The organism is Rhodococcus sp. S3, assembly GCF_058211795.1.
In genome coordinates, this window is sequence record NZ_CM177074.1 from 4,841,805 (window position 1) to 4,856,255 (window position 14,451).

Genomic DNA, 14,451 nt, shown 5'->3' on the forward strand with positions numbered 1-14,451 from the left:
CATGTCGTACACACTGACCGCGGACACCGGCGTCGTTCCCTGCGAACCCGGCCGGACGGTGCTGGAAGCGTTCCTGCGCAACGGCAACTGGATGCCCAACTCCTGCAACCAGGGCACCTGCGGTACCTGCAAGATCAAGGTCCTCGACGGCGAACTCGATCATCGGAACTCGCCGGAGGAGACACTCACCCCCGACGAACTCGCGGACGGATTCGTCCTCGCGTGCCAGGCCACACCGCGCGGCGACGTCGTCTTCGAGACCCCCGCAACGGAGGAATCCGCCGGCACGCATGTGCTGCGCGACGTCGTCGCCACCGTCACCGAGGTGCGCGACATCGCCGCCGACACGCGCAAGGTGTTGCTCACCGCCGACGAACCACTCGAGTTCTCGGCAGGGCAGTACGTGGAGGTGACGGTTCCCGGGACCGAGATCCGCCGGCAGTACTCGCTCGCGAATCCGCCCTCCGAGGCCAAGCAGCTCGAACTGCACATCCGCCGGCAACCCGGTGGAATCGCGAGCGAATGGGTCTTCGAGCGCATCGACGTGGGTGAACGAGTCGCCGTCACCGGCCCGTACGGCGACTTCACCTTCGATCCGGAGGGCACCGGCCCGATCGTCCTCCTCGGCGGTGGGACGGGCCTCGCCCCGCTCGAGGCCATCGTCCGGCAGGCGCTCTCCCTCGCCCCCGACCGGCAGATCCTCCTCTACCACGGGGTCCGTACCTGCGCGGACCTGTACGACGCCGACTTCCTCCGCGAACTGGAGACCCGCCATCCCGGCTTCCGCTACGTCACCTGCGTGAGCAGGGAGAGCGGCGGAGATCGCGAAGGCTACGTCACCGACGCATTCCTCGAGGACGTGGCGTCCGCGAAGGAGTTCACCGGCTACATCTGTGGATCGGACGCATTCGTGGAGGCATCGGTGAAGGCGTTCAAGCGTCGCCGCATGTCGCCGCGACGCATCCGACGCGAACGGTTCACCCCGGCCGGCTGAGTGCCGTCTCCCCGTACCGCTCGTCGCCCGCGCTGCTCCGGCACCGCGATGCGCTCGAGCGGTACGGCCGTGTCGAAGGGTCTTTCCGCCTCCCGCCCCCGAGGGCCTTTCGACCCTCCACCCAGGGGTCCTAGGTATCCCTAGGCATTTGCCTGGTGTGACCGTAGCCACAGGCTGTCATCGTGGAGATATCGCCGGACACATCGCGTCGAGCCGGACCGGAAACCCGGTCACCACGAATCTTCAGTACAGGCTCGGCCGCGTCGGACACAGCCCCGTCCGTCCCGGGAACGAAGCCCGATACCTGGAGGATCCCATGACCGACATCGTGGAGCACGTGCGCACTCGCCTCGACGGCGCACTCGTCGAAGACCCGAGCACCGGGCGGTACCAGATCCGCCGCGACGTCTTCACCGACGAGGAGATCTTCGAACTCGAGATGAAGCACATCTTCGAGGGCAACTGGGTGTACCTCGCCCACGAGAGCCAGGTCCCGAACGTCGGTGACTACTTCACCACGTACATCGGCCGCCAGCCCGTCGTCATCAGCCGCGACAAGGAAGGCGAGCTGCACTGCCTGATCAATGCGTGCAGCCACCGCGGTGCGATGCTGTGCCGTCGCAAGACCGACAACCGCACCACCTTCACGTGCCCCTTCCACGGCTGGACGTTCCGCAACAACGGAAAGCTGCTGAAGGTCAAGGATCCCCGCGACGCCGGCTACCCCGAGCAGTTCAACACCGACGGCAGCCACGATCTGCGGAAGGTCGCTCGTTTCGAGAGCTACCGCGGTTTCCTGTTCGGCAGCCTGAACCCCGACGTCAAGTCGCTCGAGGATCACCTCGGCGACACCACGAAGATGATCGACATGCTGGTCGACCAGTCACCCGAGGGCCTCGAGGTGCTGCGCGGTTCGTCCACCTACACCTACGACGGCAACTGGAAGCTGCAGGCGGAGAACGGCGCCGACGGCTACCACGTCTCGGCCACCCACTGGAACTACGCGGCGACCACCGCGCGTCGCACCGCCGGTGAGTCCAGCAACGAGACCAAGGCGATGGACGCCGGCACCTGGGGCAAGCAGGGCGGCGGCTACTACTCGTTCGACCACGGCCATCTGCTGCTGTGGATGTGGTGGGGCAACCCCGAGGACCGCCCGCTGTACCCGCGCAAGGACGAGCTGGCGAAGGAGTTCGGCGAGAAGAAGGCCGAGTTCATGGTCGGTGCGTCGCGCAACCTGTGCCTGTACCCGAACGTGTACATCATGGACCAGTTCTCCTCGCAGATCCGGCACTTCCGCCCGATCTCCGTGGACAAGACCGAGGTGACGATCTACTGCATCGCGCCGAAGGGTGAGAGCGCCGAGTCCCGCGCCAACCGGATCCGCCAGTACGAGGACTTCTTCAACGCGACCGGCATGGCCACCCCGGACGATCTCGAGGAGTTCCGCTCCTGCCAGAAGACCTACCTCGCATCGGCCGCGCCCTGGAACGACATGAGCCGCGGCGCAACCCACATTCTCAACGGACCCGACGAGGTCGCTCAGGATCTGGGCATGACGAAGGTGCTGTCGAGCGGTGTGAAGACCGAGGACGAAGGCCTGTACCCGATCCAGCACGGCTACTGGCTCGAAGCGATGCGCGAGGCCATCGCCGCCGAGAGCTCCGCCGCCGACCCGTCCGCGCTCTGAGAGGAACCGGAATCATGACTGCCGTACACGAATTCACGCAGACCGACATCGAACAGTTCCTCTACCGCGAGGCCCGACTGCTCGACGACCGCGAGTTCGAGCAGTGGCTCGAGTGCTACCACCCCGACGCCGAGTACTGGATGCCGGCCTGGGACGACGACGGCACTCTCACCGAGAACCCGCAGACCGAGATCTCGCTGATCTACTACCCGAACCGCGGTGGCCTCGAGGACCGGGTGTTCCGCATCCGCACCGACCGTTCGTCGGCGACCTCGCTGCCCGAACCCCGCACGGGACACAACATCACCAACGTCGAGATCCTCGAGCGTCGCGGCACCGAGATCGATCTGCGGCACAACTGGTTCTCGTTGTACTTCCGCTACAACACCACCGACACCTACTTCGGAACCACCTTCCTCACCCTCGACGTCTCGGGCGCACAGCCGGTGATCAAGAAGAAGAAGATCGTCCTGAAGAACGACTACATCCACCACATCGTCGACGTCTACGTCGTCTAGTTCCACCCCGATCACGAAAGGAGGCACGTGCCATGGCTTACCAGGTGGCATTGAGCTTCGAGGACGGGGTCACCCGCTTCATCAAGGTCAACCCGAACGAGACCGTCGCCGACGCCTCGTACAAGGCACGCATCAACATTCCGCTCGACTGCCGTGACGGCGCGTGCGGAACCTGCAAGGCCTTCTGCGAATCGGGCAGCTACGACGGCGGCGACTACATCGAGGACGCCCTCACCGACGAAGAGGCCGAGCAGGGTTACTGCCTGCCGTGCCAGATGATGCCGGAATCCGATCTGGTGGTGCAGATCGCGAGCACCTCCGATGTCGCGAAGACCGCGGCCGCCTCGTACAGCGCGACCATCACGGATCTGCGCCGCTACTCCGAGAGCGTGGTCGGGTTCACCGTCGAGATCGACAACCGTGACGATCTGGTGTTCCTGCCCGGTCAGTACGTCAACATCGGTGTGCCCGGCAGCGACGACGGCACCGGTAAGGCCGCGACCCGCTCGTACTCGTTCAGCACCGGCCCGCACGAGAATTCGCTCGCGTTCCTCGTGAAGATCACCGAGGGCGGTCTGATGTCCGAGTACCTGCGCGACCGCGCGCAGGTCGGCGACACCCTGGAGTTCACCGGCCCGTTCGGCAGCTTCTTCCTGCGCGAGCGCAAGCGCCCGTCGCTGCTGCTCGCCGGCGGTACCGGCCTGGCGCCGCTGCTGTCGATCCTGTCGAAGATCGAGGCCGACGGCTCGGACCAGCCGGTGCACCTGATCTACGGTGTCACCTTCGACCACGATCTCGTCGAGCTCGACGCGCTCGAGGAGTACACGAAGCGGTTGCCGAACTTCACGTTCGACTACTGCGTCGCCGACGAGGCGTCGTCCGCTCCGAACAAGGGCTACGTGACGGGTCTGTTCGAGCCGTCGCATCTCAACGACGGCGATGTGGACATCTACCTGTGTGGCCCGCCGCCCATGGTGGAGGCAGTGCGTAACCACCTGTCCGAGAACGGCATCGAGCCGACGAACTTCTACTTCGAGAAGTTCAACACCTCGGCCACCCCGGGTGGGGCAACCGCACCTGCTGCCACCGACGCCGAGAAGGCCGCGGCGGAGAAGGCTGCCGCCGAGACCGGTCGTCCGGTGGTGCTCGAGAACCCCGAGCCCGGCAACTACGAGATCGGCGAGGAGCATCCGCCCGTCGCCGAATCGGACGAGCAGTTCGATGCCCGCATGGCCCTCGAACTCGGCGTCGTCGAACTCACGATCGGCCGGCTTACGCCGGAGCAGCTCGTCGAGTTCCGTATCCTCGCCGAGGCGTCGGGCGCGTCGGTCGAAGGCGACCACTTCACCGACGCCGCGGCGTTCACCGACACCAACGCGGCCTTCCACGAGTTCCTCTTCCGTTGCTGCACCAACCCGGTGTTGCTCGAGGCGTACAACAAGCTCGAGGTCACCCGGTTGATGAAGCAGGTCCTGCGCGACGCGCAGTGGATCGAGGAGCACATCGTCGACGAGCACCTGCAGCTGGTCGAGGCGTTCGAGAAGGGCGACAAGGCCGCCGCGCGCGACCTGATCGTCGTCCACTCCCAGCACGCCAAGGAGACGATGCGCCGTGCCATCGCCACCAACGCCCCGGCAGGTGCCTCTTCATGACCGAGACGAAGATCTTCCCGGGCCGGTTCGACGGCCGGTGCCTGACGATCACCGGCGCCGCGCAGGGCATCGGCCTCACGGTGGCGACGCGCATCGCCGCCGAGGGCGGTGAGGTCGTGCTCGTCGACCGCGCGGATCTCGTCCACGAGGTGGCCGAGCAGCTGCGCGAGGCCGGCGGCAAGGCGCATTCGGTGACGGCGGATCTCGAGACCTTCGAGGGCGCGGAGGAGGCGATCTCCCACGCCGTGCGCACCACCGGTCGCATCGATGTGCTGATCAACGTCGTCGGCGGCACGATCTGGGCCAAGCCGTACGAGCACTACGCACCGGAGGAGATCGAGAAGGAGATCCGGCGGTCGCTGTTCCCCACGTTGTGGACGTGCCGCGCCGCCGCTCCCCATCTCATCGAGCGCCGCGCCGGCACGATCGTGAACGTCTCGTCGGTCGCGACCCGCGGCGTCAACCGCGTGCCGTATTCGGCGGCGAAGGGTGGGGTCAACGCGATCACCGTGTCGCTGGCCCTCGAACTCGCCCCCTACGGGATCCGCGTGGTGGCGACCGCACCGGGCGGCACCGTCGCTCCGGAGCGGCGAATCGCGCGCGGTCCGTCGCCGCAGTCCGAGCAGGAGAAGGCCTGGTACCAGCAGATCGTGGACCAGACCGTCGACTCCTCGCTGCTCAAGCGGTACGGCACGCTCGACGAGCAGGCCGCCGCGATCTGTTTCCTGGCCTCCGAGGAGGCCTCCTACATCACCGGCTCGGTTCTTCCCGTCGCCGGCGGCGATCTGGGCTGACCGCCCCTCGCTCGGCCTCACCGGAGGCGCCCGTCCCTCCGGTGAGGCCACTTTTCTCCCCGAATTCGCTTGTGACTCCACTCACAGACCGGAGCAACGCATGACCCACGCCACGCAGACCTGGGCCAGTCCACAACATCGGCGCAGCGTCGTCTGGATCGTCGCGCTCGCCACCCTCGCGATCATCTTCGACGGCTACGACCTCGTCGTGTACGGCACCGTCCTCCCGACCCTGATGGCCGACCCGACCCAGCTCGGGGAGATCTCCGCCCAGCAGGGTGGCGCCCTCGGCTCCTACGCCCTCATCGGCGTCATGGTCGGCGCACTGCTGACCGGAGCGTTCGGCGACCGCGTCGGCCGCCGGAAGATGATGTTGATCAACATCGTCTGGTTCTCCGTCGGCATGGGTGCGGCGGCCTTCTCCACGAGCATCACGATGTTCGGTGCGCTCCGCTTCTTCACCGGCATCGGCGTCGGCGGTCTCGTCGCCACCGCCGGAGCCGTCGTCGCCGAGTTCGCTCCGCCCGGCAAGCGCAACCTGTTCAACGCCATCGTCTACAGCGGTGTCCCCGCCGGTGGTGTGATGGCCTCGCTGCTCGCGATCCTGCTGCGCGACGCCATCGGCTGGCGCGGGCTGTTCCTCGTCGGCGCGTTGCCGCTGATCGTCCTGCTCCCGCTGGCACTGATGAAGCTTCCCGAGTCGCCGGCCTGGCTGCAGTCGCGGGGACGCTCCGAGGAGGCGCAGCAGGTGTGCGCGAAGTTCGGTTTCCCGCTGCCGTCCGCGGCACCTGTCGCCTCCACCGAGAAGATCGGTTTCGCGGCGCTCGCGACGCGGAAGTACGCCCTCGGTACGGGACTGCTCGGCATGATGAGCTTCGCCGGTCTGCTGCTCACCTACGGCCTCAACACGTGGCTGCCGAAGATCATGGCCGACGCCGGCTACAACGCCAACGGCTCGCTCGCCTTCCTGCTCGTCCTCAACGGCGGCGCCATCATCGGCGGCCTGCTCGCCTCGAAGGTCGCCGACGGCCGCGGACCGCAGTCCGTCATCGTCACCACCTTCTTCCTCGCGGCCGTGGCCCTGGTGCTGCTGACACTCGGCTTCCCGCTGCCGGTACTGCTCACCGCCGTCGCGATCGCCGGTGTCGGAACGATCGGCACCCAGGTGCTCATCTACGGGTTCGTGTCCAACTACTACGACACTCCCGCACGCGCCGCAGGCGTGGCGTGGTGCGCCGGCTTCGGTCGCCTGGGCGGCATCGTCGGCCCGGTCATCGGCGGTCTGCTCATCGGGGCGGGCTTCGCGAACAACGTGAACTTCTACATCTTCGCGGGTATCGCGCTCGCCGGTGGTCTGGTCACGTGGTTCGTGCCCCGCCCGGTCCAGTCCGTCCCGCCGGTCCGCGGTGCCGATCGCCCCGTGCCGACTACCGTGGATGTGTGACGGACAACGCTGTGCTGATCGGCCGGAACTCCGAGTTGATGCAACTCGAACGCCTCCTCGACGAAGCCCGCGCGGGTGTCCCCTCGCTGGTCCTCGTCGAGGGGGCGTCCGGCGTCGGAAAATCCTCCCTCGTCTCGTATTTCGTCGCTCGCCACGACAACCTCGCCGTGCACGACGCCACCGGAGCCCGCTGGGAGGCCGACCATCCCTGGTCCGTGCTCGAACAGCTGCTCGGTGACACCGTCACGGCGGGCGACCCGGTGGAGGCGGCACGCACGCTCCTCGACCGGATCGACGACGCGACGGTGATCGTCGTCGACGACGCGCACTACGCGGATGTCGAGTCGTTGCAGTCGCTGTCGTCGTCGCTGAGGCGAGCGCACGGACGTCCCCTGCTCATGATCTGGATCGTGCCCGACGTGCTTCCCGACGACGTCGCCCCGGCGACCGCAGACCTCCTCTCGAACAGCCACCGCGTGGACACCCTCCACGTCGGCGCGCTGGCGCCGCCCGACGTCGCGCAGCTCGCGTTGCATCGCATCGGCGTCGACCTGTCCGCGTGGACGGCGCGTCGCCTGCAGGAACACACACTCGGGAACACCCGCTCGATCCTGCAGCTCCTCGACGAGATCCCCCGCGACGAATGGCACCGCTGGCAGGCACGCTTCCCGGCACCGAGACAACATGCGGGGAAGGTGGGCCGCATCCTCGACCGGTGCTCACCGGACACGCGCGCCCTCGTCGAATCGGTCGCCGTCCTGGACACCGCCGCGACACGGGGAGCCACCGAATCCCTCGCGCTCGTCGCCGAACTCGCCGAGGTCGGCGACACGACCGGGCCGCTCGACGAGGCCCACCGGCTCGGTCTGCTCACGATGCGTGAGCAACGGGGTGTGGTGTCGTTGTCGTTCCCCGATCCCATGACCCGCGCCGCCGTGGCCGACGAGATCGGTCCCGCGCGCTGGCACAGCCTGCACGCGCGGGCCGCCTCGCTCGTCGACGACGAGGGTGCCCGGCTGTTCCACCTGGTGTCCGCAACACCGACCGGAAACGAGGAACTCGCCGCCGACCTCGACGCCTACGCCCGGCGGTGCGCCGCCGACGGCGCGTGGTCCCAGGCCGCCGAAGCACTCATCACCGCGAGCCGCATCACCCTGGACCGGGAACTGCGGACCCGCAGGATGATCCGCGGTGTCGACGCGTTGACCGGCGCGGCGGACCTCCCCCAGGCCCAGACGTTCGTGCCCGAGATCGAGAGCGTGCCGAGCGGACCGATGCGCAACGCGGTGCTCGGCTATCTCGCGATCCAGCGGGGGCGGGCCGCAGAAGCGCACCACCTGCTCACCGAGGCGTGGGCGATGCTCGACGATCCGGAGTCCGAACCCGAACTCGCCGCGACGATCTCGCAGCGCATGGTGCTGCACTCGCTGGCACGGCTGCGCGGCGACGATCTCGTCCTGTGGGCCGATCGCGCGGCGGACACCCTTCCCGAGACGGCTCCGCCCGTCGTCGAGTCCCGGGCCATCCGCGGACTCGGACTGGCGATGACCGGTCGCGTCGACGAGGCGGTCGAGTCGTATTCGGCTCTGTCCGATGTCATCCGGCTCGGGGCGCAGAGCCAGCGCATCCGCATGGCGGAGGGATGGCTGGCGCTGGTGCTCGACCGCCCCGATCTCGCACAGACCGAACTCGAGACAGCCGAGCCCACCACCTTCCGCGGCGGATCGCTGCGTATCTCGCTGTGGGCGCAGGCGTGGCTCGCGCGAACACAATTCGCGCTCGGTGCGTGGTCCGACGCGCTGCGCACCGCCGATCGCGCGGCGGCGCAGCTCGACGCGACGCAACTCGACCTGCTCCGACCGCTCGTCCACTGGACCGGCGCCCAGGTCCAGGCATTGCGCGGAAACTGGACCGCGGCACGGGAACACGCCCACCGTGCCCGCGCCGGGAACAACGACTACCCGCTCATGCTCGTACCGGCCTGCCTGTGCCTGGCGCAGTGCGCCGAGGTGGTCTCCGACTACACGAGCGTGTTGCGCTATCTGCAACCGATCGTCACCATGCGCGATCGGGGCGCGGTCGACGAACCCGGCCACTGGCCGTGGCCGGATCTCTACGGCAACGCCCTCGTGATCACCGGACGCGTCGACGAGGCGGACGAATTCCTGCGGCCGCACGAGGAACTCGCCGCCGAACGCGGTCACCGTTCCGCCAAGGCCCGTCTCGGTTATGTGCGCGGGCGGATCCTCGGTGCCCGCGGCGACATCGATGCCGCCCGCGACGCTTTCGAACGCGCACTCGACGAGATCGACACGTTGCCATTGTCCTACGACCGCGCGCGCATCAACTTCGCGTACGGCCAGACGATGCGCCGGGCGGGGCGTCGCCGCGACGCCGACGCGGTGATCCGCACCGCCCGCGAGCTGTACTCGTCGCTCGGTGCCGTCTCGTACGTCGAGCGCTGCGACCGGGAACTCAAGGCCGGTGGTCTTCGTACCGGCGACAGCGAGACCGACGCGCCGCGTTCGGATTTCACGACACTCACCCCGCAGGAACGTGCCGTTGCCACTCTCGTGGCGTCGGGCCGCACGAACAAGGAGGTCGCCGGTGAGCTGTTCCTGTCCGTCAAGACCGTGCAGTACCACCTGACCCGCGTGTACTCGAAGTTCGGCATCCGCTCGCGCAGCGAGCTTGCCGCGAAGTTCCGACAACAGGATCGAGGTTGACCATTGACCGCCGTGGACGATCGCCCCACCGCCGAGACCGATCTGTTCGAACGCCCCGTGCGTCCCGTCGTCGGGCTGCGCGGGATACTCCGGGATCTCGGCCCGCGATACGCCGCGAACGGTCTGATCGGGCTCATCTTCTCGTGCACCGGACCGGTCGCGGTGATCCTCGCCGCCGGCGCCGCGGGCGGGCTGAGCGCACCGCAGTTGGCGTCGTGGATCTTCGGGGTGTTCGTCCTCAACGGGCTGCTCACCATCGTGATGAGCGTCGCCTACCGGCAACCGCTCGGGTTCTTCTGGACCATCCCCGGCACCGTGCTGGTCGGCGGGTCGCTCACCCATCTGAGCTGGGCGGAAGTGGTGGGCGCGTTCTTCGTGACCGCGGCGCTGGTGACGGTACTGGGTGCCTCGGGGCTGGTGCGCCGGGTGATGGAGGCGCTGCCCATGCCCATCGTCATGGCGATGGTCGCGGGGGTGTTCCTGAAGTTCGGCATCGATCTGGTTTCGGCGCTCGGTTCCGACGTCGCGATCGCCGCCCCGATGGTGATCGTCTTCCTCCTGCTCAGTTCCGTTGCGGTCCTCGGTAAGTGGATGCCGCCCATCCTGGGTGCCCTGCTCGCCGGGGTGGGCGCGGTCGCGCTGTCGGGCCGGTTCTCACCGTCCGGCACCGACAGCGCGGTCTTCGCCGCACCGGTGTTCACCGCACCGCAGTTCACGTGGGCGGCGATCCTCGAACTCGTCGTGCCGCTCGCGATCACCGTGCTGGTCGTGCAGAACGGGCAGGGCATCGCGGTGCTGCGCTCGGCGGGTCACAACCCGCCCGTCAACATCTCGGCGATCGCGTGTGGGCTGTGGTCCTTCCCCGCCGCGTGCGTCGGCGCCGTGTCGACCTGCCTGACCGGGCCGACCAACGCACTGCTCGTGTCGTCGGGGGAACGTGCCCGTCAGTACACCGCGGCGATCACGTGCGGGACGCTGGCGATCGTCTTCGGACTGTTCGCGCCGCTGTTCGTCCGGTGGATGATCGCCGCGCCCGCCTCGTTCGTCGCGACGCTCGGCGGCCTGGCGATGCTCAAGGCGTTGCAGGGCGCCTTCGTGGCCGGGTTCGCGAGCAAACACACGATGGGTGCGCTCGTCGCGTTCGTGGTCACCGCCTCGAACATCACCGTCTGGAACATCGGCGCGGCGTTCTGGGGGCTCGTCGCGGGTGTGGCCGTGTCGTGGCTGATGGAGCGTCCGGACTTCAGCCGCTGACCCCGACCCCGACGTACTCGGCGAGGTGTTCGCCGGTGAGCGTCGACCGCTGCTCCACCAGCTCGGTGGGGGTGCCCTCGAAGACGATGCGTCCGCCGTCGTGGCCGGCGCCGGGGCCGAGGTCGATGATCCAGTCGGCGTGCGCCATCACGGCCTGGTGGTGTTCGATGACGATCACCGACTTACCGGACTCGACGAGCCGGTCGAGCAGACCGAGCAGCTGTTCGACGTCGGCGAGGTGCAGGCCCGTGGTGGGTTCGTCGAGGATGTAGGTCTCCCCCTTCTCGGCCATCGCGGTGGCGAGCTTGAGACGCTGCCGCTCACCACCCGAGAGCGTGGTCAGGGGCTGGCCGAGCCGCAGATACCCGAGGCCGACGTCGGACAGTCGCTGCAGGATCTTCGACGCCGCCGGGGTGCGCGCCTCACCGTCGGCGAAGTACTCCTGAGCCTGGGCGACGGACATGCCGAGCACCTCGGCGATGTTCTTCCCCGCCAGGGTGTACTCGAGCACCGCGGCCTGGAAGCGCTTGCCCTCGCAGTCCTCGCAGACCGATTCGACGGTGGCCATCACCCCGAGGTCGGTGTAGACGACACCGGCACCGTTGCAGGTCGGGCAGGCGCCCTCGGAGTTGGAACTGAACAGGGCCGGCTTGACACCGTTGGCCTTCGCGAACGCCTTGCGGATGGGTTCGAGCAGACCCGTGTAGGTCGCCGGGTTGCTGCGACGCGAACCCTTGATGGGGCTCTGGTCGATCGTGACCGCGCCGTCGCGGTCGGCCACCGAACCGTGGATCAGCGAACTCTTGCCCGACCCGGCCACGCCGGTCACCACGACGAGCACGCCGAGCGGGATGTCGACGTCGACGTTCTGCAGGTTGTGCGTGTCGGCGCCGCGGACCTCCAGGGCGCCGTTCGGGGTGCGCACCGTCGGTTTCAACGACGCCCGGTCGTCGAGGTGGCGACCGGTGAGGGTGTCGGCACGACGCAGTTCGTCGACGGTGCCCTCGAAGACCACCTGCCCGCCCTCGGTGCCGGCGCGCGGGCCGAGATCGACGATGTGGTCGGCGATCGCGATGGCCTCGGGCTTGTGTTCGACGACGAGCACGGTGTTGCCCTTGTCGCGCAGCTGCAGCAGCAGGTTGTTCATCCGCGCGATGTCGTGCGGGTGCATGCCGATCGTCGGTTCGTCGAAGACGTAGGTGATATCGGTCAGCGACGATCCGAGATGGCGGATCATCTTGATGCGCTGCGATTCTCCGCCGGACAGGGTGCCGGTGGGGCGATCCAGCGACAGATATCCCAGCCCGATGTCCGCGAAGGAGTCGAGCAGATGACGAAGGTTCTTCAGCAGCGGAGCGACCTGCGGAAGATCCAGTCCGCGAACCCATTCGGCGAGATCGCTGATCTGCATCGCGCACACGTCCGCGATGCTCCTGCCGTCGATCTTCGACGACCGCGCTTCGGGGGCGAGACGCGTCCCCTCACAGTCCGGGCACGTGGAGAAGACGACGGCCTTCTCGACGAACGCGCGGATGTGCGGTTGCATCGCGTCGAGATCCTTGGACAGGAACGACTTCTGGATCTTCGGGATCAGACCCTCGAAGGTGACGTTGACGCCCTCGACCTTGACCTTGGTGGGTTCCTTGTAGAGCAGGTCGTGGAGTTGCCGCTTGGTGAACTTCGCGATCGGCTTGTCGGGATCGAAGAAGCCACACCCCCGGTAGATCCGGCCGTACCAGCCGTCCATGCTGTAGCCGGGGATCTTCAGGGCGCCTTCGTTCAGGGAGAGACTGTCGTCGTAGAGCACGGTCAGGTCGAAATCGGAGACGTTGCCCTTGCCCTCGCATCGCGGGCACATGCCACCGAGCCGGTTGAAGGTCACCTTCTCGGCCTGGGTCTTCCCCGCGCCCCTCTCCACCGTCACCGCACCGCTGGCCCGCACCGACGGCACGTTGAACGAGTAGGCGTTGGGCGGACCGATGTGCGGCTCCGCAATCCGGCTGAACAGGATGCGGAGCATCGCGTTGGCATCGGTGGCCGTGCCCACCGTCGAGCGCGGGTTCGATCCCATCCGTTCCTGGCCGACGATGATCGCCGCGGTGATGCCGTCGAGCACGTCGACGTCCGGGCGGGCCAGGGTCGGCATGAATCCCTGCACGAACGCGCTGTACGTCTCGTTGATCAGACGCTGCGACTCGGCGGCGATCGTGCTGAACACCAGAGAACTCTTGCCCGAGCCGGACACACCGGTGAACACCGTCAACCGCCGCTTCGGGATCTCCACGCTGATGTCGCGGAGATTGTTCACGCGCGCTCCGTGGACCCGGATCGCGTCGTGGGTGTCGGCGACGTGCGCTGCGTGTGCCGGTGTGTCCTTCGTCGAGGTCATGTTCGAAGACTCCAGTGGTCGTATGGATGCGGACGGAACGGGTGCGACGATCGGAGAGTAAGGCCGATCGTGGGATCGGTCAGCGCAATTGCTGGATGCGGACCATGTTTCCCGCGGGGTCGCGGAGAGCGCAGTCGCGGACGCCGTACGGCTGGTCGGTGGGTTCCTGGACGATCTCGGTGTCGCCGGCCTGCAGTTGCTCGAACGCCCCGTCGAGGTCCTTCGTCGCCAGGATGATCGACGCGAAGGTGCCCTTGGCCATCATCTCGGCGATGGTGGCGTTCTCCTCCTCCGTGATGCCGGGGTCGGCGTCCGGCGGGTACAGCACCAGGGACGTACCGGGAGTGTCGCTGCGGCCGAGGGTGATCCAGCGCTTTCCGGCGTAGCCGACGTCGTTGAGGACCTCGAAGCCGAGGGTGTCGCGGTAGAACGCGAGGGACGCCTCGGGATCGGTGTGCGGAAGGAATGTCTGGTGAATGGTGATGTCCATGCCGATCACGGTATGACCGGCGGACCCGTCCGCGCTTCTCGATTCCTGATCGGTCTGGTGACATTCTTCGCCACGCACGACGGGATGCCGTTCGTCTCCTCGGCCGCCTGCTTGCGGTACACGCTCGGGGGCACGCCGACGAGTTCCGTGAAACGGGTACTGAAGGTGCCGAGCGACGAACAGCCCACCTCGAAGCACACCTCGGTGACGGTGAGGTCGCCGCGTCGCAGCAGCGTCATCGCCCGCTCGATGCGCCGGGTCATGAGATACGAATAGGGCGACTCGCCGTACGCGAGCCGGAACTGGCGGCTGAGGTGGCCGGCCGACATGTTCACGCCGCGGGCGAGGGCCTCGACGTCGAGGGGCTGGGCGTACTCGCGGTCGATGCGGTCGCGGACGCGTCGCAGCAACGCGAGGTCGCGCAGGCGCTGATCGGTGACGGGTTTACCGGGCACGGGTCCGATCGTGCCACGATGCGCCGCCTCGATCCTGTCGTCGTG

The 14,451-nt window shown here is 67.6% G+C and carries 11 protein-coding genes; 8 read left to right on the top strand and 3 right to left on the bottom strand.

The features are described 5' to 3' along the window. Position 1 precedes the first annotated feature (1 nt). The 8 genes from AC0LPE_RS22405 (at position 2) to AC0LPE_RS22440 (ending at position 11,072) form a co-directional block, all read left to right on the top strand. The gene (locus tag AC0LPE_RS22405; protein WP_490605266.1) at positions 2-994 is read left to right on the top strand and encodes a 2Fe-2S iron-sulfur cluster-binding protein; all 993 of its coding nucleotides are present in this window, start codon (positions 2-4) and stop codon (positions 992-994) included. Positions 995-1,310: 316 nt separating this feature from the next. After that, positions 1,311-2,684 (top strand): benzoate 1,2-dioxygenase large subunit, encoded by a 1,374-nt coding sequence (gene benA, locus AC0LPE_RS22410; RefSeq protein ID WP_006553156.1) that lies wholly within the window; start codon positions 1,311-1,313, stop codon positions 2,682-2,684. 14 nt (positions 2,685-2,698) lie between these two features. Next, the gene (gene benB / locus AC0LPE_RS22415) at positions 2,699-3,202 is read left to right on the top strand and encodes a benzoate 1,2-dioxygenase small subunit (protein ID WP_088898054.1); all 504 of its coding nucleotides are present in this window, start codon (positions 2,699-2,701) and stop codon (positions 3,200-3,202) included. Positions 3,203-3,234: 32 nt separating this feature from the next. Beyond that, positions 3,235-4,854: a benzoate 1,2-dioxygenase electron transfer component BenC gene (gene benC, locus AC0LPE_RS22420; RefSeq protein ID WP_088898055.1), complete on the top strand. Its 1,620-nt coding sequence runs from the start codon at positions 3,235-3,237 to the stop codon at positions 4,852-4,854. Beyond that, positions 4,851-5,648 carry a benzoate diol dehydrogenase BenD gene (gene benD / locus AC0LPE_RS22425; RefSeq protein ID WP_490605267.1) on the top strand — a complete coding sequence of 266 codons (798 nt, stop codon included), beginning with the start codon at positions 4,851-4,853 and terminating at the stop codon, positions 5,646-5,648. The genes benC and benD overlap by 4 nt, the downstream gene beginning before the upstream one ends. A 100-nt stretch (positions 5,649-5,748) precedes the next feature. Beyond that, complete coding sequence (locus AC0LPE_RS22430; protein ID WP_490605268.1) at positions 5,749-7,092, top strand: MFS transporter; 1,344 nt, start codon at positions 5,749-5,751, stop codon at positions 7,090-7,092. Next, positions 7,089-9,818 (top strand): helix-turn-helix transcriptional regulator, encoded by a 2,730-nt coding sequence (locus AC0LPE_RS22435; protein ID WP_490605269.1) that lies wholly within the window; start codon positions 7,089-7,091, stop codon positions 9,816-9,818. The genes AC0LPE_RS22430 and AC0LPE_RS22435 overlap by 4 nt, the downstream gene beginning before the upstream one ends. Before the next feature lie 12 nt (positions 9,819-9,830). After that, entirely contained in the window at positions 9,831-11,072 is a 1,242-nt protein-coding gene (locus AC0LPE_RS22440) for a benzoate/H(+) symporter BenE family transporter (protein ID WP_160877280.1), read from the top strand. On the opposite strand, the gene AC0LPE_RS22445 is transcribed toward AC0LPE_RS22440, so the two are convergent. The 3 genes from AC0LPE_RS22445 to AC0LPE_RS22455 all read right to left on the bottom strand — a co-directional run bounded on the left by AC0LPE_RS22445 (position 11,062) and on the right by AC0LPE_RS22455 (position 14,406). Then, entirely contained in the window at positions 11,062-13,461 is a 2,400-nt protein-coding gene (locus AC0LPE_RS22445; protein WP_490605270.1) for an ATP-binding cassette domain-containing protein, read from the bottom strand. The genes AC0LPE_RS22440 and AC0LPE_RS22445 overlap by 11 nt on opposite strands. 79 nt (positions 13,462-13,540) lie before the next feature. Then, positions 13,541-13,951: a VOC family protein gene (locus AC0LPE_RS22450; RefSeq protein WP_026061047.1), complete on the bottom strand. Its 411-nt coding sequence runs from the start codon at positions 13,949-13,951 to the stop codon at positions 13,541-13,543. Positions 13,952-13,956: 5 nt separating this feature from the next. Continuing rightward, a complete protein-coding gene (locus AC0LPE_RS22455) occupies positions 13,957-14,406 on the bottom strand; it encodes a helix-turn-helix transcriptional regulator (protein WP_026061046.1) in 450 nt (149 codons plus the stop codon). Positions 14,407-14,451: the final 45 nt, after the last annotated feature.